Genomic DNA, 22,295 nt, shown 5'->3' on the forward strand with positions numbered 1-22,295 from the left:
GCTCTGGGCGGCGGACGCGCGGCTATGCAAATAGGTCAATGCTGACTAGGATCCAGGCACCTCAACGGATTGACGCCATGCCTTTAGACAACCTTTCCCCGTTCATCCACACGCATTACGAAGTCCACGAATGGAGGCACGCCACCGCCATCCTGGCAGCTGATTTCCCCGCCGAGTTCGCCGACATTCAACGCGTGTTGAACGGTTTCCGCCTCTACCGGAGCCAGGTGTTAGCCCCCGGCGGGCGGAAGTCGGATATCGCGGGCTGGATTGATAGCGAGTTCACCCGGCGCGGCTGGGTCGAAAAGAAGTTTGAGACGCAGATCCGCGTGGACGAGCACACGATGGACAGCCCCACGCACAAAGTGGATTGCTTCAAAAACCGGGTCGCTGTTGAAATCGAATGGAACAACAAAGACCCGTTCTACGACCGGGACCTAAACAACTTCCGCCTGTTGTTTGACCTGCGGGCGATTAGCGTCGGCGTCATCATCACCCGAAGCAGCGGCCTACAAGCCATTTTCAACGACTTGGGGAAAGGCAGTTCCTACGGCCAAAGCACCACCCACATGGCGAAACTCTTGCCGCGCATTGAGGGCGGCGGTGGTGGTGGCTGTCCTATCTTGGTGTTCGGGATTAGCGACCGGCTTTACGTCCAGGACTGACCGGCTTTTCCGCTTCCAATCGCTCCGCTTGAGAGTGGTTGGAGTAGGTGTTCCAAGTGGGCGCGTAGTCATCCGACTGGTTGCCCCATACGCTCCAGCCCTTACGGGGACCGCGCGCGAACATCTCCAAGAACGGGCCAGGACTACACGATTCAATCAGCGGATATTGTTCGTCAGGCTTGCGCGAGTGCTCGCGCTTTTGCGTCGCCAGGAAATTGACCTGTGTGCGGCCGGGGTCGAGCGTGCGCGCGTTCTTGCCCCGCACCCCGAACAGCAGCAGCTCCGAAACGTTGCGGAAGTAGAATCCTACCCCGCGCCCATCGGGGCCGCCGTCCTTGCGGATCTTGTGCCAGACGATGTTGGACTTATAGGAGAAGCCCCACGCCTTCAGCACCTCCAACCCTTCAGGCAACAGCGCGTTAGGCACCCACAGATACAGGTGCGCGGTGTCGGCGACGATGTCAGCCACCGGCAACGCCTTGATTTCGTCCAGGCTCATGGTGCCGTAGCGGCTCAGGCGCTTGTGCTCGGGCGCCATCTTGCCCGTGCGGTTCTGAAATCGCCAAGGCGGATCCGCGAGGACCGTCTTAAACGGCTTGGCGTGAGCCAGTTTCTTCAGTTCTTTCGCGGCCTGTTCGGCAAGATCTTTAGACACAGTAGGGGATTTCATCAGGGCGGCAGAAAAAGATCTGCCATCGTCCCCTGAAACCCCTATCGAGCGCAACCGCGAAGCACGCAACGACTCAAAGAAGCGGGGCGGTATTGACTTCCAAGCCCGCGCGTCTAATGTCTTTGGAAGGCCCCCGCGTTGACTAGACGCGAGGGCGAGCAAAGTAGGAATCGACTACACGCCCAGGCGCTGGCCCCATGAGGCCAGATTAACAAGCCGAAGCAGAAGCGCAACCCTCTAAGCCCGCTCTCCCGTTGTCTTTCTCGATGGGCCTGCGCGACAGTGCTAGGCGGGTTCGGATTCAACCCCGACAAACGATTCTCACGGTCAGCCCTCACGGGCAAGCGCGCGGCAACTGGGGACTGCGGGAATGGTGTAGAGCACCCGCGCAACCTAGGCTGGCGAGAAGTCGCCGGCGAATGCTGGCTACAGCCGCAGCCTGATAGAGACCCCGACAAATGAACCTGTCGGGTGCGTGGACCAGGGGCAGCAGCGGCGACGCTGTGAACCACGCTAGACCCGAGGCGTCGCATTGCTTCGGGCACACCTTCAGCCGCAAGGCACTACAGACGAAGGCCGCCAATCTCAAGCAACCACCACCCAGCCGGGCGGGGCCCGTGTGCCCGCGTCCGGGAAAAGCGCTTGACGGTTTCCGCGCACGAAAAGCGGCGACGGTTTCCCAAAAAGGAAAGCGTCAACGGTTTTTCAGAGAAGGAGGCCGATAAGGGAAGCCTAGGCCGGTGGCGACGAGGACGCCGAAGGCGGAGGAGACGACCACCGGCGGCGGGGGCATGGGGGCGCGCCGGTGCGCCCCCATAGGGTGCGAGGGCCGCGACAAGGCTTTCCGGCCCCAAGCGCCAGCGACAACGCAAAACGCGGCGCGCATGAGCGGAAAACGCCGGCGGCCATCGGCTACGCAAAACGAGGCGTCTGGGTCGAGAAAAACGAGTCGCAGGCTTAACGACTGGGAGAGCTGCGCCCGGAGGAAACCGGGCCATTGATTCCCGTGTGTCCGCGTCCGGGAAAAGCGCTTGACGGTTTCCGCTGGACACCAACAGCAAGAGCGCGTCCGGCTTCGCCGTCCGCCTGCTGCCGGGCTGCGCCCGGCGGTCCCTCCGGGGGTAAACGGCAGGGTCTTGCGCTTTCGCGCCGGTGTTGTAGAAACTGGGGATGGACAAACGACAGCAACGCGCCGCTACCCAAGCGGCTAACAAACTTCTCAACGACGCGAGAAAACGCACGCGCGGAGCCCGTCAAGGCGCCGCCAAACGAGCGCGAAAAAACAAGCGCACCCCGGAGGGTTGACAAGCCGAACAGGCGCGTTAATGTCTGGGCGTGGAGGCCGCTCGACGATGTTCACCGCCCTATGGGTGGCTTAGAAATTAGAAATGCCCGTCATTGTCCTCTCTCACCAATAGAGCCCGTCAGGGCTCTATTTTTTTGTGCGCTTGCGCAGCGGCGACGCCTCTTTCCGCACCGCTTTCAACGCTCGCGCAAACTGGCCCGGCATGTAAGTCGGCAACATCACCGGCGGCGCGAACTTGGCGAGGGCGGCCACGCGCTCGGGCAGGGTCGGCGGGTCGATGTAGTGTTTTGCCATCACCGACCCGTTGACCGTGTGCCCCGTCAGTCGCGAAATCTCAAGTTCTGAAAGTCCCGCTCTGGTCAGGGTGTTGATGAAGGTATGGCGGAACGCGTGGAACCCCATGCCCGCCTCATCAATCCCGAGGGCCAGCAGATACGCCCGGAACTGCTTCGACAACTGCCGCCCATAGCCCAGGTCTCCGGTGGCGGGCAGGTCTGGAAACAGGCGCGGATGGCCGGCGGTTTTCACTTCTTCGACGAACACCAGAAACCCGGCGTCCAGAATGGGCTGGGCGAGTGGCACGAACCGAAGCGACGCCGGATTCTTCAGTTTCTGGTTTGGAAAACGGGCGGCGATGTGGAGACCCCAGACGCCTTCTTCTTCCGTGATGTCGCCGGTATACAACTGCGCGATTTCGTTCACGCGTGCGCCGGAGTAGAGGCCAAGCAACGGCCCCCAAAAGCGATGGGGATACTTCGCCGCCCACGGGTCGAAACTGGACGGGTCAAAGGTGGCCCGCAACTCTTCCGGCGTGAACGGGCGGCCGGTTTCAAGAGGGCCGCCAGCGCCCGCCGGGCGAGGCAACCCGCGCAAGGGGCTCACCCCGATATGTTTCGCACGCTCAAGGCTGTTGAGGAAAACGGCCAGGCGTTGCCGGTGCTTGTTGAGTGTGGCGGCGGCCGGCACCGGCTCGCGGTTCGCCTTCGCCAAAGCAAGCACTTGGCTAACGGATTTCCCCCGGTAAGGGTCGCGCTTGGTCGCGTTGCTCGGCCAAACCCGAATAGCTTCATTGAAGGCGCGGATATGTTTTTCCGTCAAGTCGCTCACCGGAAAATCACCGACCACCCCCAGAAATATTTTCAGGGTGTGCCGGCTCTCCATCACTGTTTTTGAGTTCCGCCCGGCTTGGGCCAGGTCGGAGGTGTGCGCGTCTATAGCCAGCGACAACCAAGGCACTTCACGCACGGGCGTCGATGGAGCCGGCGCGGCGGATAAGGTTGGAATGTCGATTTTTCCGATGGACTCCAAATCATCGGCGCGCGCTTGCCGATAAAGCCGGACATCATCGGCCGTGTCCATTTTCCAACTCTCTCGCACCGTGCCATCTGGCAGGCGTTCGCGCTCTAGCGTGAGGTCGCGGCGGCCTGCTGCCGCCGCTGCTTCCAATGCTTTCTTTAGGTCCACAACCATCCCCTGGCGCAGTGCTTTGAATGCGCCTGATAGTGCCACGGCCATCGACGCGGCGACCAGCCGCGCAGCATCACCGGCAGGCGCATGAAGCGGACGAACAAGGAAGCGAGAGCCGACGACGGGGCGCAGGTCGGCAGGCACAAAGAAGCGCACATAGAGACCGGAAGGCCGTGCGAGAAACAACGGGGACGGCATGGCGTGATACCTCAAACGATACCTTGAAGGGTCGCTTGAGGCTTTCCGCTACTTGACTAAAATACTTTATTTATCATGCGCTTACGCACGAACTTTTAGTCGAGTGGAGCGGGTGAAGGGAATCGAACCCTCGTCAGTAGCTTGGGAAGCTACAGCTCTACCATTGAGCTACACCCGCCGGTGGGTCGGCGCATGGTAACCCGTGCGCCGCGTGCTTTGGAACTGCCGGCGCGGCCCAATGGCGGCTTAACCGCGAATGGCCGGCGGCTGAACCGGCGGCGGTCGCCGCGTCTGCGCCTAAGGTTGGCCTAACGTTGTCCATGCACATAATCCACACGCGACCGCCGATGCGCCCCCGCATCGGGCACCGGCGCCCACCGTTCACAGGGGAGACCGTCATGCGGATCTTGGCCAGACTGTTCGCTTCACCTTCGCGACATGCCGTGTTGCTCGCGCTCGGCCTGCTGCTCGCCGGCATCGGCACCGCCCATGCGCAGACAGCCGCTGGCGACGACGGCTACGCGCCGCCGAGCCGGGTGGCGCGGCTGTCATGGTCCAGCGGCGACCTCGGCCTGCTGCCGGCCGGTGCCCGCGACTGGAGCGACGCCAGCGTCAACCGCCCGCTGACCACCGGCGACAAGCTCTCCAGCGGCGACGACGCGCGCGCCGAGCTGGAACTGGGCGGCGCCACGCTGCGGCTCGACCAGCGCACCGACATGGGCCTGCTCGACCTGGACGAGCAACTGGCGCAGATCGAACTGACCCAAGGCACGCTGAGCCTCAGTGTGCGCCAGCTCGAGCAGGGCCAGAGCTACGAGATCGACACGCCGACGGTGGCGCTGGTGATCGACCAGCCCGGCCGCGTACGCGTGGATATCGACCGCGGCGCCACCCGCGTCACCGTGTTCGACGGCAAGGCCACCGTGTACGGCGAGAACAACACGCAGCGCGACGTGTTCGCCGGGCGCAGCTACCGCTTCGTCGACTCCGACCTGGCCGCCATCGCGATCAGCGACATCGACGGCGGCGACGATTTCGACGCCTGGGTGGACCAGCGCGACCAGCGCTATGCGCAGTCGCGCAGCGGCCAGTACGTCTCGCCCGAGGTGGTCGGCTACCAGGACCTGGACCAGTACGGCGAATGGCAGGACGACAGCGACTACGGCGCCGTGTGGTATCCGAGCAACGTCGCCGTGGGCTGGGCGCCTTACCGTGACGGCCACTGGGCCTACATCGCGCCGTGGGGCTGGACCTGGATCGACGCCATGCCCTGGGGCTACGCGCCGTACCACTACGGCCGCTGGGCGCACACCCATCGCGGCTGGGGCTGGATCCCCGGGCCGCGTTACGCGCGGCCGATCTACGCACCGGCACTGGTCGCCTTCATCGGCGGCGGCGGTTTCTCGGTGGGCATCGGCAGTGGTCCGGTCGGCTGGTTCCCGCTCGGTCCGGGCGAGGTCTACAACCCGTGGTACCGCTGCGATCGCGACTACTACCGCCGGGTCAACGTCAACAACATCCGCGTGACCCGGCACATCACCCGCGTGATCGTCGACGATCGCGTCGCCAGCCATTACGACCGCTACCGCAACAACCGGCCATTCGACGAGCACTACGCCAACCGCTACGCGCCGCGAGGCATTACCGCGATGTCGGCACGCGAGTTTGCCGCCGGTGCCGGCGTGCAGCGCCACCAGGTCAAGCTCGATCCGGCCCGGCTGGCGTCGACCCGGGTGGCACCGCGTGGCGTCGACATGATCCGTCCGCTGCCGCGCAACGCGATCGACCAGCGCAGCGGGCACGTGCGCCAGCTGCCCACCGGCGGCTTCCAGCGCGAGGTGGTCGCCCGCCGCGCGCCGCCCATGGTGGCCGCCGAGCTCGCCCACCGGCCAGGCGACGGGCGAGTGCAGCCGCGACCGGTATCGAATGTGCGCGTGCTGAATCCCCGCCGCGCCGAGATGTCCGCGACGGCGGTCGCCGATCGGCCCCGGCTGCCGGCGCGCCGCGCTGACGACGCCGCCACGCTGCCGGTACCCGAGCGCGTGAACCGCGCCACGCCGATGCCGCGCGAGGAACTGCGCTCGGCACGCTACGCCCACCCGCAGGAGCGTCGGCGCGATGAATCGGCGGCGATGCCGCGACCCGGGGTCAGCTACATCAGCCCGGCCGCGCGCAGCGAACCCTCGCTGCCGCGGGTGGCGCCGATCCGCCGCGCCGATGCCGACGGGCAGGCCATGCCGGAACGCCGCGCCCGCATGCCGGAGTCGGTGGACAACCCGCCGCGCGCGCGTCCCGAGTCGCGCATCGAGCGTGCGCAGATGAGCCGCCCCAACTTCGAGCGCGAGCAACCGCGCGAAGTCGCCCGCCCGACCTTCAATCGCGAACAACCGCGCGAGATCGCCCGCCCGACCTTCAATCGCGAGCAACCGCGCGAGATCGCCCGCCCCACGTTCACGCGCGAGCAACCACGGCCGCAGCCGATGCAGCGACAGGCGCCGCCGCCCGCGCCGACACCGCGCTACACGCCGCCGCCGCGGCGCGAGGCGCCGCCGCCGGCGCGCGCCGACGCGCAACGCTTGCGGCAAGCCGACCCCCGCAAGGATCACCAGCGCTGAGCTGACCCGATGACGGCCACGACGGGCGATGGAAAGCCCGCCCGCGCCGACCTGCTAAAGTCTGCCGCCCGCGGCGGGCGCGCGCCTTCGCCCGCTCCTGCCGGCGACCTCGTGGCGCCGGCCACCTGCTGGCCCCTGGACCCTCGCATGACCGCTGGCGACACCGACAACCTGCCGGCGCACCTGCGCCGCATCCGCAGCTTCGTGCTGCGCGAGGGGCGCATGACCCCGGCGCAGCAGCGCGCCTTCGACACCTTGTGGTCGCGCTATGGCCTGGACTACGCCGGCACCCCGCGGGACCTGGACGCCAGCTTCGGCCGCCATGCGCCACGCGTGCTGGAAATCGGCTTCGGCAACGGCGAGGCGCTGGCCTGGGCCAGCGAGCACGACCCGGCGCGCGACTATCTCGGCGTGGAAGTGCACGGGCCCGGCGTCGGCCGCCTGATGAACGCACTGGCCGCGCGCGACGCCGACAACGTGCGCATCTACAGGCACGACGCGGTCGAGGTGCTGGAGCACGAAATCGCCCCCGCGACGCTGGCCGAGGCGCGCATCTGGTTTCCCGACCCCTGGCACAAGAAGCGCCATCACAAGCGCCGCCTGATCCAACCCGGATTCGTCGCCCTGCTCGCCTCGCGCATGGCCTCCGATGGCCTGCTGCACCTGGCCACCGACTGGCAGCCCTATGCCGAGCACATGCTGGAGGTGATGGAAGCCGCGCCCGGCTGGCGCAACGCCATCGCCCCCGGCGCATACGCCGACAAACCCGAGTGGCGCATCGAGACACACTTCGAACGGCGTGGCTTGAAGCTGGGGCACGGGGTGCGGGATCTGCTGTACCAAAAGGCTTGACCCCACCCCAACCCTCCCCTGCTTCGCGAGGGAGGAAGTGCAACAGGCGCGCCGGGATGCAGACGAGATCCGCGCTGTGGCCGGCCAGCGGATATTTATTGTCAGCGGAACTCGTGGCCGGCCAAGTGGCGGCGGCGCAGGAAGTACCCAAGGCGGCACCCGGCGTCGGTACTCCCAGCCTCCCTCTGCCAGCAGGGGGAGGAGCCAGAATCGGTACGTCCATGCCGCCGCGCCGCATCTTCCCTGTGCCGCTCTTGCCCTCCGATTCACCAGCTCGCGCGCGGGCCCGCTTATACTCAAGCGATCCATCCAGGGACGAATCGTCGCAGCGTGAAGCTTCCACTGCCATCGCCTGACCACTTGCGCGCGTCGCCCCCGCGAGACCTGCGCTGATGGGGCTGTCGCTCACCCCGGAAATGATCCTGGTGCTGGGCCTGGCGGGCTTCACCATGCTGATGCTGGTGCTGGACTGGATCCGCGCCGACATGGTGGCGCTGCTGGTGGTGGTGGCCATCGGCCTGATCGGGCTGATTCCCGCGGACAAGGTGTTCGACGGCTTCGCCGGCAACGCGGTGATCTCGATCATCGCCATCATGATCATGGGCGAAGGCCTGGATCGCGCCGGCGTGCTCACCTATACCGCGCGCGTCATGATGCGCATGGCCAACGGCGTGGAATCGCGCCTGAGCCTGGTCATCAACGTGGTGGCCAGCCTGTTCAGCGCGGTGATCCCCAGCCAGGCGCTGGCGGCCCTGATGATCCCGATCAGCAGCCGACTCGCCGCGCGCACCGGCGTACCCATCTCGCGGCTGCTGCTGCCGATGGCGTTCTGCATCTTCACCGCCACCAACACCACGCTGATCGCGAACTCGCCGCTGATCATCCTCAACGACCTGATCGCCAGCGCCAACCTCAACCTGCCGCCGGGCGCGCACACGATCCCCAAGTTCGGCCTGTTCAGTGTCACGCCGATAGGCGTGGTGCTGGCCGCGGTGGGCGTGGCCTATTTCTATTTCTTCGGACACAAGCTGTTGCCCGGGCACGAGGACGAACGCCTGAAGGTGACCCCCGGGCGCACCGAAAGCTACTTCGCCGAGACCTACGGCATCGGCGGCGAGACCGCCGAGCTCACCGTCACCGCGGAAAGCCCGCTGGTGGGCATGAGCATCGGCGAGGCCGAAGCGCTGCACCAGGCGCCATTGATCCTGGCGATCAAGAGCGGCAACGAGTCACGCATGGCGCCGCCGGCCGATCACGTGATCTGGGTCGGCTCGGTACTCGGTGTGCTCGGCCCGCGCGAGCAGTTGAACCGGTTCGCCAACAACCAGCTGTGCCGGCTGTCCACCCGCATGCGTCAGTTGGGCGAATTGTTCAACCCCACCCGCGCGGGCATTTCCGAAGTGGTGATTCCGCCGGTGTCGCGCTTCATCAAGCAGACCGTGGCCGACCTGCGCCTGCGCAAGCGCTTCGGCATCTCGGTGCTGGCGATTACCCGCGGCGACCAGGTGTTCCGCGACGACGTGCGCGGGGTCAGCCTGCGCGCCGGCGACACGGTGGTGCTGCACAGCAACTGGCGCGACCTGGCGCTGGCCGCCGAGGACAAGGACCTGGTCGTGGTCACCGACATCCCCAAGGAGGAGCAGCGCCCCGGCAAGATCTGGCAGGCGGTGGGTTTCTTCCTGATGGCGCAGGGGTTGGCGCTGTTCACTCCGCTCGACCTGTCGCTGTCGATGATGGCCGGTGCGATCGCGATGCTGCTGACCGGCGTGCTGAACATGGACGAGGCGTACAAGGCGATCAACTGGAAGACGATCTTCGTGGTCGCCTGCCTGATCCCGCTGGGCTGGTCGATGGACGCCACCGGCACCGCCGCCTGGCTTGCGCAGCTGGTGTTGACGCATCTTGGCGGCGTCGCGCCGTGGGTGCTGCAACTGTGCGTGGCGTTGCTCACCCTGCTCTTTGCCCAGGTGATGTCCAACGTGGGCGCCACCGTGATGATGGTGCCGGTGGCGATCAGCGTGGCGGTGGCCACCGGCGCCAATCCGGCGGCCTATGCGCTGATCGTGGCGGTGTCCTCCTCCAACACCTTCCTGATCAGCGCCGGCCACCCCGCGCTGATGATGGTCACCGGCCCCGGTGGCTACAAGGGCAAGGATTTCCTGCGCGTCGGCGCGCCGCTGACGGTTCTGATGCTGGTGGCGACGCTGCTGATGGTGAACCTGATGTTCCGCTGAGCAGCCGGGATTCGGGAGTCGGCGAACTTCAGGGCAGCGCGGCGGGATCGAGGCAGATGAAGCCGTCGACCACCCGCAGCGGCACGGCGCGCAGTGACTGGCCGCGGCAGGGACCGCCGGTGCACAGGCCGTCGGCCTGGTTGAAGACGGCGCCGTGCACCGCGCAGATCAGGCTGGCGTTCTTCAGCAGGAACTTGCCCGGCGCGTAGTCGAGCCGGTTGCCGGCATGCGGGCAGATGTTGAGATAGCCGTTGACCTGCTCGCCCCGGCGCAGCAGGATCAGGCTCTCCTCGCCATCGGCCAGCATCGCGTCCACCGCGGTGGCGCCGCCATCGGGTACCTGCTCCAGTGCGCATACGGCATGCGCCTGCGACGATCCGGTCTCGTTCACTGTATCCATCGGCACTTGCCTCGCGGTTCGCGAGGCCCCATCGTGGTAGCGTAAGTCGTTGATTTTACCACACGAGTTTTTAACACATGCGCCTCTACCTGCATTCCATGCGTCGCCCACGCCATCCGCTGGCGCGCTTCCTGTCGCTGCTGCTGGGTCTGGCCGTGATCGGCGTGCTGCTGGTGTTCGGCCTGGTGGTGGCCGGCGTGCTGCTGATCGGCGGCGTGATCGTGCTGGCGATTCGCCAGTGGAAGCAGGCGCAGGCACCCGCCGGCGTGCCGACCCAGGGCCCGGCGAAACCCCAGCCGGCGGTGCTGGAAGGCGAGTTCCGGGTGATCCGCCAGGGGCGTCCCGTCACGCATTGAGGCGCACGTGCGCGCTTACCCGCGGCACGGGGATAATGCGGCTCCCCCACCCGATCCTTCCCCATGTCCGAGATCCCCGCCTCCCTCGCGGCCGACGCGCCGCGCCGCCTGACCGATCCCCGCGTCCTGATCCCGCTGGGGTTGTTCGCGCTGTACGTGATCTGGGGTTCGACCTATCTGGGCATCCGTTTCGCGCTGGAAAGCTACCCGCCGTTCCTGCTCGCCGGCGTGCGCTTTCTCGGCGCCGGCATCGCGCTGTACGGCTTCCTGCGCTGGCGCGGGATGGCGCCGCCGACACCGCTGCAGTGGCGCAACGCGGCAATCACCGGCCTGCTGCTGCTCGGCATGGGCAACGGACTGGTGTGCTTCGCCGAAGAACGGGTGAGCTCGGGCATCGCCGCGGTGGCGGTGGCCAGCATGCCGCTGTTCGCGGCGCTGTTTTCCGGCATGTACGGCGAGTGGCCGCACCGGCGCGAGTCGATCGGCCTGGCGATCGGCTTCGCCGGCGTGATCGTGCTCAACCTGGGCAGCAGCCTGGCCGGCTCGTCGCTGGGCGCGGCCGCCCTGCTGCTGGCCGCGGCGGCATGGGCGTTCGGCTCGGTATGGAGCCGACGCCAGACGATGCCGCCCGGCCCGATGAACACCGCCGCGCAGATGCTGTGCGCTAGCCTCGCCCTGCTCGTCGTGGGCTTCGCCAGTGGCGAGCACCTGCCCGCACACCCGAGCACCCGCGCCACGCTGGCACTGGTCTACCTGGCGGTGTTCGGTTCGATCATCGCGTTCAGCGCCTACCTGTACGTGCTCAAGCACGCACGCCCGGCGCTGGCCACCAGCTACGCCTACGTCAACCCGCCGGTGGCCGTGCTGTTCGGCGTGCTGCTGGCCGGCGAACACGTGGGGCCGTTCGACCTGGCCGGCATGGCGATCATCCTGGCCGGCGTGGCGGTGATCACGCTCGCCAGGACACGGCGCGTGGCGAAACCGTAGATACCGTCTTGCCGTCCGTCAGGCAAGCGCGATGCTGGGGTCGAAATTCTTACCTGAGCGGATAACCCCCCAAGCGAGGTGGAGCAGCTTGCGCATGGCGGCACCCAGCGCCAGTTTGCGTGGCTTGCCGCGAGCGACCAGTCGATCGAACAAGGCGCGCACGGCGACGTTGTGGCGGATCGCCGTCATCGCCGGCATGTAGAGCTTGGCGCGCAACAAGGCGTGACCGAGCTTGGACAGGCGGCTTTGACCGATCCACTTGCCCGACTCGCGGATGGCGGGATTCATGCCGGCGAAGGCATCGAGCTTGCGCGGGTCGTCGAACCGGCGCAGGTCGCCCGCACAGCCCAACATGAAGGCCGCCGTCAGCTCGCCAATCCCCGGAATGGAGGTCAGCAGGCCGGCATCGCGGCGTAAGTCCGGATCCGAGTCGATGTGGTTGTCGATTTCCTTCTTCAGCTCTGCGATCTGGGCGTCCAATGTCTCCATCACGTCGGCGATGGAGCCGCGCACCGCCTGATCGCTGACGTCCAGTCGGTTGCGTTCCATCTGGCGCATGCCCTCCAGATCGTTCAGCCGGTGGATCAGGGCGCGCAGTTTGCGCTGGGCGGGCGTGGGCGGCACCCACGGCCGCAAGGTGGTGCCCACCTGCAACTGCGCCATCGCAAAGCGGGCGATCAGCTTGGCATCGGCATGATCGGTCTTGGTCCTCGACAACTCGCTCTTGGCATAGGCGGCGACCTGGGCCGGGTTGGCCACGTAAACGGTCACGCCGCGCTCGACCAGGAAAGTGGCCAATGCTTCGTGATACACGCCCGTCGCTTCCATGCACACCGCCGCTCCCGGCACGTGGCGATCCAGCCAGTCGCTCAGCAAGGTGAAGCCGGCGGGCGTGTTCGGCAACTTCGCTTTGGTGCGGTACTTGCCCTTCGGTTCCAGCGGCGCGGCCACGTCAAAGGTTGCCTTGGCCACGTCGATGCCAACCATGGATTCTGTCATCAGCCAATCCTCGTTCGGTTCAGGTGTCCGACCATCGAAGATCCGCCAAGCCGATCCTTACACGTGCAGGCTCACGCCAGGGGCGGGCCTAAGATACCGTTGCAGCTTGCGGCAGATAAAACGGAACGGGGGCGCGAATCTACGGCGCAGGCGCGAAGCCAGAGGAGCCCGACGGCGTCTCCCCGTTCCCACCGATGATCAGTCGGCGATTCTCCCCCAACCTCCGAGGAGAATCGACACATAAGGAGCCCGCTCGCGGGCGATGCTCCTGCTCTGGCGAATCCCGAATCCCTGCCCCAAGAGCATCGCCCGCGAGCGGGCTCCTACCCCTGATGGTGCGCTCGACCATGGTCGGCTTGCCGGCACGGCTGCCGCGGCGCGACGATGACGCGACCACGGCGGAGAACGGCATGAACGCATCGCAAGACGGCTGGATGGCGCGCGCTGCCCTGCGCAGCGCGGCGTGGGCGGAGCGCTGGTTCCCCGATGCCTGGGTGTTCGCGGCGCTGGGCGTGGTGCTGGTGGCGCTGGCCGCGTTCGCATTCGGCGCCACGCCCCTGGCCACGGTCAACGCCTTCGGCGACGGCTTCTGGAGCCTGATCCCGTTCACCATGCAGATGGCCTTCGTGGTGATCGGCGGCTACGTGCTGGCCACTGCGCCGGTGGTGGCGCGCTTCATCGACGTGCTGGCGCGCGCGCCGCGCACCGGACGCGGCGCGATCGTGTACGTCGCGTTTGTGAGCATGCTCGCGTCGCTGCTTTCCTGGGGTTTCTCGCTGGTGTTCGGCGGGCTGCTGGTGCGCGCGCTGGCTCGGCGCGACGAGCTGCACATGGATTACCGCGCGGCGGGTGCGGCGGCGTATCTCGGCCTGGGCGCGATCTGGGCGATGGGGTTGTCCTCGTCGGCGGCGCAGTTGCAGGCGAACCCGGCCAGCATGCCGCCGGGCCTGCTGGCGATCACCGGCGTGCTGCCCTTCAGCCAGACCATCTTCCTGTGGCAGTCGATCGTGCTGACCGCGGTGCTGATCGTGGTGTCGCTGCTGGTGTGCTGGTTCACCGCGCCATCGGATGCGAACGCCCGTACCTCGAAGGATTTCGACACCGGCGAAAGCTCCACGCCCGCGTTGCCGCCACGCACGCGCCCGGGCGAGTGGCTGGAATACAGCCCGCTGCTGGCGCTGGCGATCGGCCTGCTGGGGTTGGGCTGGCTGGGCCACGAGTTCGCGACCAAGCCGGCGGTGACCGCGATCGCCAACCTCAATACCTACAACTTCCTGTTCCTGACCGCAGGGCTCCTGCTGCACTGGCGCCCGCGCAGCTTCCTCGACGCGGTGCATCGCGCCGTGCCGAGCACCGCCGGCGTGCTGATCCAGTTTCCGCTGTACGGCGGCATCGCCGCCCTGCTCACCCACGTGCCCGGCGCCGACGGCTCCACCCTGGCGCACCGGTTGTCGAACCTGTTCGTGCACATTGCCGGGCAGGAAAGCTTCCCCGCGGTGATGGGCGCGTACTCGGCGATCCTCGGCTTCTTCGTGCCCTCCGGTGGCGGCAAGTGGCTGGTCGAGGCGCCGTACGTGATGCAGGCGGCGAACGACCTGCACGTGCACCTGGGCTGGGCGGTGCAGGTATACAACGCGGCCGAGGCGCTGCCCAACCTGATCAACCCGTTCTGGATGCTGCCGCTGCTCGGCGTGCTGGGGCTGAAAGCGCGCGACGTGGTCGGCTACACCTTCGTGCAACTGGTGGTGCACGTGCCGCTGGTGCTGGGCATGCTGTGGCTGCTCGGGATGACGCTGGACTACGTGCCGCCGGTCATGCCGTAGAGCGAGGAGTGAGGGAAGAGGAGTGAGAAGTGAGAGAAAGCGCACCGGGCCGATCGTGCGCGCTCATGCTCTCTCTCACTTCTCACTCCTCACTCCTCTCCACTCACTTCTGGCTCCTAAAGTTCGCGCAACGCCGTGGTCACCGGCAATCGCGCGGCGCGCACGGCGGGGAACAGGCCGCCGATGAAGCCGATCGCCAGCGCCCATTTCAGCCCGCTCCACATCAGCGCCGGCGAGACCTTGAAGTCGAACACCACCTGGGTGAGGCCGTTGAGGGTGGAGGTGGTGTAGCCGTTGAACACCAGCCACACGATCAATGCGCCGAGCACGCCGCCGGCGAGCGCCATCAGCATCGTTTCCAGCATCACCGACACCACCACCGGCACGCCGCGGAAACCGATTGCGCGCAGGGTGGCGATCTCGCGGGCGCGCGCGGCGACGGCGGCGAACATGCAGTTGAGCGCGCCGAAGATCGCGCCGATCGCCATGATCACCCCCACGGTCAGGCCGACGACGCGGATGGTCTTGGCCAGGCCGGCGGACTGCCGCGCGAAATAGTCGGCCGTGGTACTCGTCTCGACCTTCAACTTGGGATCGGACATCAGCGCGGCCTTGAAGCCGTCGAACGCGGCCGCGCTGGTGAGCTTGACCAGCACCGATTCGGCACTATTGCCGCGGCGGTAGGCCGAAGCCACGCTCTGGCGGTCGGCCCACAATTCCGAGTCGTAGGCGTCGCCGGAGGCAAATACGCCGACCACCTTCCACGACTCGGTACCCAGCTTTACCTCGTCGCCCAACGCCACGCCGGCAAACTGCCGCGCCGCGCCCTGGCCGACGACCAGCTCGCGCAGGCCGGGCTTGAACTTGCGCCCCTGCACGATCTTCAGGTCGGGGCGCAGTGCCCAGGCTTCCGCGTCGACGCCGCGCAGTTGCGCGTTGGCATCCTCGTTCGAGCCCTTCTGCTTGAGGCTGGCGGCGACCACCAGCTCGGCCGACAGCACCGGCTTGCCGGCAGCATCGCGGGCGACGCCGGGCGCCTGCTCGACCGCCAGCACGTCGTCACGCAGCAGCACCGAGGCTGATTCTGCCGCGGCGCCGCCGCGCAACACGATGGCGGTATCGCTGCGCCCGCCGCTGGCCAGCGTGGCGGTCAATCCCTCGCCCATCGCCAGCAGGGCCACCAGCACCGCCACCACGCCGGCGATGCCGATCACGATCACCGAGGAGGAACCCGCCCGCTGGCGGATCGTGCTGACGCCCACCGCGGTCACCGACGCGGCCTGCCGTCCGCTGCGCGACAGCGCCAGCCACAGCGCGAACAGCAGCGCGAGCGCGGCGACCCCGATCCACGGCAGGCGGATCCACGCCAGCACCGCGACGATCACCAGCAGCACCAGAACCAGATTGAACAGAAATTTCTTCATGGCAAAACTCCTGTCAGCGCCCGCTGAGCGCGTCGACGATGTTGAGGCGCATCGCACGCCAGGCGGGGATCCAGCCGACGATCACACCGATCGCCAGCATCAGCGCGATGCCGATCACCCAGGTCGACGCGCTGACGCCATGCACCGGGATCATGCCGCCACTGGCCGCGCCGATGCCCGGCACGATCAGCGACACCACGGCCAGCCCGATCAGCCCGCCCAGCAACAGCAACAGCACGCTCTCGGCCAGCACCATCGCCTGCACGCTGCGGCTGGAGAAGCCGATCGTCTTCAGCACCGCCAGCTCCGAGGTGCGCTCGCGCACCGCCTGCATCATGGTGTTGCCGGTCAGCAGCAGCAGGGTGAAGAACACCGCGCCCATGATCGACACCACGATCAGCCCGATATTCACCAGCTGCTTGATGAACGAGGCCTGGAACGCCTGCTCGGTCTGCGCCTTGGTTTCGTGATCGGAGTTGGCCGAGATCGCGTCGATCGTGGTGGCCACCGCATCCGCGTGCGCCGGGTCGGCCACCTTGACCACGTACCAATGCACGGTGCCGGCACCGAAGGCATTGTTCTCGTCGAAGTACTTCCAGTGGAACAGCAAGAGCTGTTCGCGGCCCGCATCCTGCTCGCTCTTGGCGTGGAAGATGCCGGTGACGTCGAACGTCCAGGTGTTGTTGCCGGAAGCCTTCGACGGAAAGATCGTCGATTGCAGCGGAATCTTGTCGCCGATCTTCCAGCCGTACTTCTTGGCCAGCGCGGCGCCGACGATGGCCCCGGTGCGGGTACGATCCCACGCGGCACGCTGGTCCGCCGGCAGCACGATTTCGGGGTACAGGTCGACGTAGTTCGGGCTCACCGCGAAGCTGATGACCTGGTTGCGCGGGTCCTGGTAGACGCCGCCGAACCAGTTCGCCGAGGCCACCGCGCTCACTCCGGGCACGGTGGCGATGCGCGCGCCCAGGCTTTCGGGCAATGCCTGCTGCATCGACATGCGCGAGTTGACGATCAGCCGCCCGGCGCCGTCCACGCTGTCGCCGGCGGAGAACGCCTGGCGCACCGAATTGAGCAGGCCGAACAGCAGGAAGGCGGCAATGATCGAGACCAGGGTAAGCAGGGTGCGGGTCTTGCGCCGGAACAGCGCGGCCCAGATCAGGTGGAGGTATTTCATGAGAAGCGCTCCTCTGCAAAACCTCTTCTCCCCGCCGGGGAGAAGGTGGCCCGAAGGGACGGATGAGGGGTTCGGGCCCGCGAAGGGGCCGGTTTGACCTGGAGGTGGTTCAAGCCGTCGCCTGCTCGACCAGGGTGCCCTTGTCCAGGTGCATCGTGTGCGTGGCGTACTCGGCCGCCTTCGGATCGTGGGTGACCATCACGATGGTCTTGCCGTGGTCGCGGTTGAGCTGCTGCAGCAGGCCCAGCACGTCCTCGGCGGACTGGCGGTCCAGGTCGCCGGTCGGTTCGTCGCACACCAACAGGGTCGGGTCGGAGACGATCGCGCGGGCGATCGCCACGCGTTGCTGCTGGCCGCCGGAGAGTTCGCCGGGCTTGTGGCTGGCGCGCTCGGCCAGGCCCACCAGCTGCAGCGCGATGGAGGCGTTCTTCCTGCGCTGCGCCGCGGACAACTTGGTCAGCAGCAGCGGCAGCTCCACGTTGCGCTGCGCCGACAGCATCGGCATCAGGTTGTAGAACTGGAAAATAAAGCCGACGTTGGAGGCGCGCCACCTGGCCAGCGCACCGGCGCCAAGCTGATCGATGCGCTGTCCGCCCACGCTGATGCTGCCGGCGCTCGGCGCGTCGAGCCCGCCGATCAGGTTGAGCAAGGTGGTCTTGCCAGAACCGGACGGCCCCATCAGCGCCAGGAAATCGCCTTCGGCAATGTCCAGGTTGACGTGGTGCAGCACTTCGACTTTCTGCTTGCCGCGCTCGTAGGTCTTGGCGAGGTCCCGGATCTCGATCAGCGTGCCCATGGCGTTCTCCAGTCGATGTCGAATAGGTGCAGGAGCGCAGCCTGTGCGCGATGCTCCTGCTCGTGCGATTCCCAATTCCCGATTCCCGCAGAAGCATCGCGCACAGGGTGCGCTCCTACGGGCTCTTCTGCGTTTGGACGTCCGAACCATCCTTCAATGCCGGCGGCGGCGACACCACCACGCTTTCGCCCGCGCTCACCGCGGCGGGCAGCAGGCGCAGGTCGCCGTAGGTCTGCGCGGCGGGCGCTACCTTGCGCTGGCGCACGCGCTCGCCGTCGAGCACGAATACCACGCGGTGGCCGTCGCGCTGCACGATCGCGGTGGCCGGCACCAGCACGCCTTGCGGCGCCTTGCTCGCGGTCGCCGGCTTCTGTTCCAGGAACGACACCCGCACGCCCATGTCCGGCACGATCCGCGCGTCCTTCTGCTCCAGCGCCACGCGCACCTTGATGGTGGCCTTGCCGCGATCGGCGGTGGGCACGATGGCGACGACATGGGCGGGGATCTTCCAGTCGGGATAGGCATCGAGCACCGCCTCGGCGGGCATGCCAGGCTTCACGCGGCCGATGTACGCCTCGTTGACGTCGACGTCCACTTCCAGCGAATCCATGTCCACGATCGTGCCCACGCCGGTGCGGGTGAAGCCGCCGCCGGCGGACAACGGGGAGATGATCTCGCCGACCTGCGCATCCTTGGTGGTGACCACGCCGCCGAACGGCGCGCGCACCACGGTATAGTCGAAATTGACCTGCGCCTGCGCTGCCTGCGCATCGGCCGCCGCGGCCTGCTTCTGCTGCGCGGCGAGCTCGGCGCGCGTGGTGTCGACCTGGGTGCGCGCTTTCTCGGCCACCTGCTTCGGCACCAGCCCTTGCGCCGCCAGGCTCTGCTCGCGTCCGGCGTCGCGCTCGTTCTGCGCCAGCTGCACCTTGTACTGCGCCACCAGCGCGTGGGCGGCCGCGGCCTGCGCATGCGCCGCCTGCAGCGCCGCCTTCCACGCGCTGTCGTCCAGTCGCGCCAGCACCTGGCCCTTGGCGACGTGGTCGCCCTCCTCGATCAGCACCGCGGTCAGCGTGCCGGTGATCTGCGCGGAGACGGTGGCCTGGCGCCGCGCGGTGACATAGCCGGTGGCCTGCAGCACCGCGCCTGCCTCGCTGTCCGCGCTGACCGGCACCGCCTGCGCCACCTGCACCGGCAGCGCGCGATGGCCAAGCCAGAACCAGCCGGCAGTGCCGACCAGGAGCAGCGCGACGACCAGCGCCACGATGATCCACGGCCAGCGCGCGCCGGCGCCGGCGTGGTCGTCGCGCTGGTGCCGCGCGATGCGCAGTTCCTTCAACAGTTCGGCGTTGTCCACTCGTCGTCCCCGCTCAGATGCATTCGATGATCCGGGCCGGCGGGCCCGCGAAACAGATCAAACCATCAACTGGCGCCCATGACAGCTGTCATCCGGCCCCGCGAGGCAGCCACGGCCGCGACAGCTGAGAAGGATCGTATACCAGCGGCGAGCCGTCGCCGGCCGGTGCCGCCCGTGCGATCATCGGCGCCGCCACGCTTGCGGCCGCTTCGGGATTTCCCATGGATTACGTCATCGCCCCGCCTTCCCCGCCCAGCCTGCCGATCCTCGGCAGCGCGCAGCGTTTTCCCATCCGCCGGGTGTTCTGCATCGGCCGCAATTACGCCGAGCATGCGCGCGAGATGGGCGCCACGGTGGACAAGGCCGCGCCGATGTTTTTCTGCAAGCCGGCCGACGCGGTGGTGGCCGATGGCGGCGACGTACCCTACCCCACCATGACCGCCGACCTGCACCACGAGGTGGAGATGGTGGTGGCGCTGGGCGCAGGCGGGCGCGGGCTTGAACCGGCGGCCGCGGCCGCGCTGGTGTGGGGCTACGGCGTGGGCCTGGACCTGACCCGCCGCGACCTGCAGGCGCAGGCCAAGGCGAAGGGCCATCCGTGGGACGTGGCCAAGGGCTTCGACCATTCCGCGCCGGTCTCCGCGCTGTGCCCGGCGGCGCGGGCGTACGTGGACGCGGACACCGTGCTGCGCCTGCACGTCAACGACGCGCTGCGCCAGCAGGCGCGCCTGGGCGAGATGATCCACGACGTGCCGCACATCCTCGCCGCGCTGTCGCGGTTGTTCGAACTGAAACCCGGCGACCTGGTATTCACCGGCACGCCCGCCGGGGTGGCGGCGCTCCAGCGCGGCGACCGCTTTCACGCCGAGCTGGTCGGCGTGGCCGAACTGGCCGGACAGATCGTCTGAAACCGCGTTTCGCTGCCTGTCCTGCGCCCTCACGCTGCGCTAAAGTCCCCCCTGCCATCTGGCAAAACCCGGGGAGAAACGCATGAGCATGCTGCAGGAATTCAAGGCGTTCGCGATGCGCGGCAACGTGATGGACATGGCCGTCGGTATCGTCATCGGCGGTGCGTTCGGCAAGATCGTCAGCTCGCTGGTCAGCGACGTGATCATGCCGCCGATCGGCTGGATCACCGGCGGCATCGACTTCTCCAAACTGAAGTGGGTGATCAAGCCGGCCGACGACAGCGATCCGGCACACAAGATTGCCGAGGTGGCGATCAGCTACGGCAGCTTCATCAACACCATCATCACCTTCATCATCATCGCGTTCGCGATCTTCATGGTGATCAAGGCGATGAACCGCATGCAGAGGAAGCAGGAGGAGGCGCCCGCCGCGCCGCCGGCCGACGTCGCCCTGCTCACCGAGATTCGCGACCTGCTGAAGAACAGACAGCCGTGACCCGCCGGCGGTAGCGGCCCTGGTCGCTGCCGCCGCCCATGACTTCTGGCCTAAGCACGACCCGGCCGCCACGCCATAATCGGGGTTTCCTCCGCGGAGTGCCCCGATGCGCCGTCTCCCCCTCACTTTGCTCGCTGCCGGCCTGCTGCTGGCCGGCGGCATCGCCAGCGCCGCCACCACGATTCCCGCCACGGCCGTAAAGACGGCCGAACAGTTGCGCGACCAGGCGCTGCACGACGGCACCGCCATGGCCGTGGTGACCTCGCTCACCACCGAGGTGGGGCCGCGCCTGGCCGGCAGCGGAGCCGACCTGCGTGCGCGCGAATGGGCGCTGGCGAAGTTCCGCGAGCTGGGTTTCGACAAGGTCTACAGCGAGCCGGTCACGTTCCCGCTGTGGCAGCGGCGCAGCGAGAGCGGCGCCATCGTGGCACCGTTCCCGCAGCCGCTGGTGCTCACCGCGCTGGGCTACTCGCCGGCCACGCCCGCGGGCGGACTCACCGCGCAGGTGGTGAAGTTCACCAGCCTCGATGCGCTCAAGGCCGCCGACCCGGCCAGCGTGAAGGACCGCATCGTCTACGTCGACTACCGCATGCATCGCCAGAAGGATGGCCACGACTACGGCATGGGCTCGGCCGTGCGCACCGCCGGCGCGGTGATCGCCGCGGCCAAGGGCGCCGCCGGCTACCTGCTGCGCTCGGCGGGCACGGATGCGCACCAGCGCATCGCGCACACCGGCGTCACCGGCTTCCGCGATCCGAAAGCCCGCACGATTCCCGCCGCCGCGCTGTCCAACCCGGACGCCGACCAGCTCGACCGCGTGCTCGCCTACGGCAAGCCGGTGACGGTGCGGATGGATCTCGACTGCGGCATCGTCGGCGAGTACACCGGCGCCAACGTGATCGGCGAGATCACCGGCCGCAAGCATCCGGACCAGGTGGTGGCCATCGGCGGCCACCTCGATTCGTGGGATCCGGGCACCGGCGCGATCGACGACGGCGCCGGCATCGCCATCACCATGGCCGCGGCCAAGCTGATCCGCGACCTGCCGCAGCGCCCGGACCGCACCATCCGCGTGATCGCCTTCGCCAACGAGGAGATGGGCCTGTGGGGCTCGCGCGCCTACGCGCAGAAGCACGCGAACGAGGTGGCGAAGTTCCAGCTCGGCACCGATTCGGATTTCGGCGCCGGCCGCATCTGGCGCATGAGCGCCAGCGTGAAGCCCGAGGCGCGCGGCGCGATCGGACAGATCGCCGGCGTGCTGGCGCCGCTGGGCGTGGCCTATGACGCCACGCGCCCCGGCGGCGGCGGCTCGGACCTGTCGCAGATGCACGCGCGCGGCATGGCCGCGCTGTCCCTGACCCAGGACGGCACGCACTACTTCGACTGGCACCACACCGCCAACGACACGCTGGACAAGATCGACCCGGCCGACCTGGCGCAGAACGTGGCGGTCTACGCGGCATGGGTCTACATGGCCGCCCAGGCCGACGGCGATTTCGGTTCGGCGCCCGGCGCGTTCGCCGGGGACGGCACCGGCGAATGATGCCCCGCTCCCCCGCCGCAACGGC

General features: G+C 67.5%; 18 protein-coding genes and 1 tRNA gene. 10 read left to right on the forward strand and 9 right to left on the reverse strand.

The window, feature by feature from the left end; genetic code table 11:
• The first annotated feature begins 77 nt into the window (after positions 1–77).
• Positions 78–665 (forward strand): BglII/BstYI family type II restriction endonuclease, encoded by a 588-nt coding sequence (locus ACVCL3_RS09005; RefSeq protein WP_447101049.1) that lies wholly within the window; start codon positions 78–80, stop codon positions 663–665.
• Here ACVCL3_RS09005 and ACVCL3_RS09010 read toward each other — a convergent pair.
• The 3 genes from ACVCL3_RS09010 to ACVCL3_RS09020 form a co-directional block, all read right to left on the reverse strand.
• Complete coding sequence (locus ACVCL3_RS09010) at positions 637–1,335, reverse strand: MT-A70 family methyltransferase (RefSeq protein WP_447101050.1); 699 nt, start codon at positions 1,333–1,335, stop codon at positions 637–639. The two genes, ACVCL3_RS09005 and ACVCL3_RS09010, sit on opposite strands and share 29 nt — an antisense overlap.
• Before the next feature lie 1,432 nt (positions 1,336–2,767).
• Complete coding sequence (locus ACVCL3_RS09015; RefSeq protein WP_447101051.1) at positions 2,768–4,306, reverse strand: tyrosine-type recombinase/integrase; 1,539 nt, start codon at positions 4,304–4,306, stop codon at positions 2,768–2,770.
• A gap of 104 nt (positions 4,307–4,410) precedes the next feature.
• Positions 4,411–4,484, reverse strand: a tRNA-Gly gene (locus ACVCL3_RS09020).
• A gap of 265 nt (positions 4,485–4,749) precedes the next feature.
• Between ACVCL3_RS09020 and ACVCL3_RS09025 the strand changes: the two genes are divergently transcribed.
• From ACVCL3_RS09025 to ACVCL3_RS09035, 3 genes are all read left to right on the forward strand, one after another.
• The gene (locus tag ACVCL3_RS09025; RefSeq protein ID WP_447101052.1) at positions 4,750–6,921 is read left to right on the forward strand and encodes a DUF6600 domain-containing protein; all 2,172 of its coding nucleotides are present in this window, start codon (positions 4,750–4,752) and stop codon (positions 6,919–6,921) included.
• 147 nt (positions 6,922–7,068) lie between these two features.
• Positions 7,069–7,773 carry a tRNA (guanosine(46)-N7)-methyltransferase TrmB gene (gene trmB / locus ACVCL3_RS09030; protein ID WP_447101053.1) on the forward strand — a complete coding sequence of 235 codons (705 nt, stop codon included), beginning with the start codon at positions 7,069–7,071 and terminating at the stop codon, positions 7,771–7,773.
• Positions 7,774–8,165: 392 nt separating this feature from the next.
• Complete coding sequence (locus ACVCL3_RS09035) at positions 8,166–10,007, forward strand: SLC13 family permease (RefSeq protein ID WP_447101054.1); 1,842 nt, start codon at positions 8,166–8,168, stop codon at positions 10,005–10,007.
• A 28-nt stretch (positions 10,008–10,035) separates the two neighbouring features.
• Here ACVCL3_RS09035 and ACVCL3_RS09040 read toward each other — a convergent pair whose 3' ends face one another.
• Positions 10,036–10,407, reverse strand: a complete 372-nt coding sequence (locus tag ACVCL3_RS09040; protein WP_395116031.1) for a Rieske (2Fe-2S) protein — start codon at positions 10,405–10,407, stop codon at positions 10,036–10,038.
• Between the two features lie 77 nt (positions 10,408–10,484).
• On the opposite strand from ACVCL3_RS09040, the gene ACVCL3_RS09045 reads away from it, so the two are divergent.
• The gene (locus ACVCL3_RS09045; RefSeq protein WP_447097404.1) at positions 10,485–10,763 is read left to right on the forward strand and encodes a hypothetical protein; all 279 of its coding nucleotides are present in this window, start codon (positions 10,485–10,487) and stop codon (positions 10,761–10,763) included.
• Positions 10,764–10,826: 63 nt separating this feature from the next.
• Positions 10,827–11,750: a drug/metabolite exporter YedA gene (gene yedA / locus ACVCL3_RS09050; protein WP_395116027.1), complete on the forward strand. Its 924-nt coding sequence runs from the start codon at positions 10,827–10,829 to the stop codon at positions 11,748–11,750.
• 18 nt (positions 11,751–11,768) lie between these two features.
• Here yedA and ACVCL3_RS09055 read toward each other — a convergent pair whose 3' ends face one another.
• Positions 11,769–12,749, reverse strand: a complete 981-nt coding sequence (locus tag ACVCL3_RS09055) for an IS110 family transposase (protein WP_447100164.1) — start codon at positions 12,747–12,749, stop codon at positions 11,769–11,771.
• Between the two features lie 434 nt (positions 12,750–13,183).
• Between ACVCL3_RS09055 and ACVCL3_RS09060 the strand changes: the two genes are divergently transcribed.
• Positions 13,184–14,572, forward strand: coding sequence for a short-chain fatty acid transporter (locus tag ACVCL3_RS09060; RefSeq protein WP_447101514.1), 1,389 nt, complete (start codon positions 13,184–13,186; stop codon positions 14,570–14,572).
• A gap of 116 nt (positions 14,573–14,688) precedes the next feature.
• Here ACVCL3_RS09060 and ACVCL3_RS09065 read toward each other — a convergent pair whose 3' ends face one another.
• From ACVCL3_RS09065 to ACVCL3_RS09080, 4 genes are all read right to left on the reverse strand, one after another.
• Positions 14,689–15,996, reverse strand: a complete 1,308-nt coding sequence (locus tag ACVCL3_RS09065; RefSeq protein WP_447101055.1) for an ABC transporter permease — start codon at positions 15,994–15,996, stop codon at positions 14,689–14,691.
• Between the two features lie 13 nt (positions 15,997–16,009).
• The gene (locus ACVCL3_RS09070) at positions 16,010–17,173 is read right to left on the reverse strand and encodes an ABC transporter permease (protein WP_447101056.1); all 1,164 of its coding nucleotides are present in this window, start codon (positions 17,171–17,173) and stop codon (positions 16,010–16,012) included.
• Positions 17,174–17,282: 109 nt separating this feature from the next.
• Positions 17,283–17,969, reverse strand: coding sequence for an ABC transporter ATP-binding protein (locus ACVCL3_RS09075; RefSeq protein ID WP_447101057.1), 687 nt, complete (start codon positions 17,967–17,969; stop codon positions 17,283–17,285).
• A gap of 115 nt (positions 17,970–18,084) precedes the next feature.
• On the reverse strand, positions 18,085–19,323 hold the full coding sequence (locus tag ACVCL3_RS09080) for an efflux RND transporter periplasmic adaptor subunit (protein WP_447101058.1): 1,239 nt from the start codon (positions 19,321–19,323) through the stop codon (positions 18,085–18,087).
• A 221-nt stretch (positions 19,324–19,544) separates the two neighbouring features.
• Here ACVCL3_RS09080 and ACVCL3_RS09085 point away from each other — a divergent pair, with 221 nt between their 5' ends.
• From ACVCL3_RS09085 to ACVCL3_RS09095, 3 genes are all read left to right on the forward strand, one after another.
• The gene (locus tag ACVCL3_RS09085) at positions 19,545–20,231 is read left to right on the forward strand and encodes a fumarylacetoacetate hydrolase family protein (protein WP_447101059.1); all 687 of its coding nucleotides are present in this window, start codon (positions 19,545–19,547) and stop codon (positions 20,229–20,231) included.
• A gap of 82 nt (positions 20,232–20,313) precedes the next feature.
• Complete coding sequence (mscL, locus tag ACVCL3_RS09090) at positions 20,314–20,727, forward strand: large-conductance mechanosensitive channel protein MscL (RefSeq protein WP_395116015.1); 414 nt, start codon at positions 20,314–20,316, stop codon at positions 20,725–20,727.
• Positions 20,728–20,833: 106 nt separating this feature from the next.
• Positions 20,834–22,270, forward strand: coding sequence for a M20/M25/M40 family metallo-hydrolase (locus ACVCL3_RS09095; RefSeq protein ID WP_447101060.1), 1,437 nt, complete (start codon positions 20,834–20,836; stop codon positions 22,268–22,270).
• Positions 22,271–22,295: the final 25 nt, after the last annotated feature.

The organism is Rhodanobacter sp. UC4437_H4, from assembly GCF_052978425.1.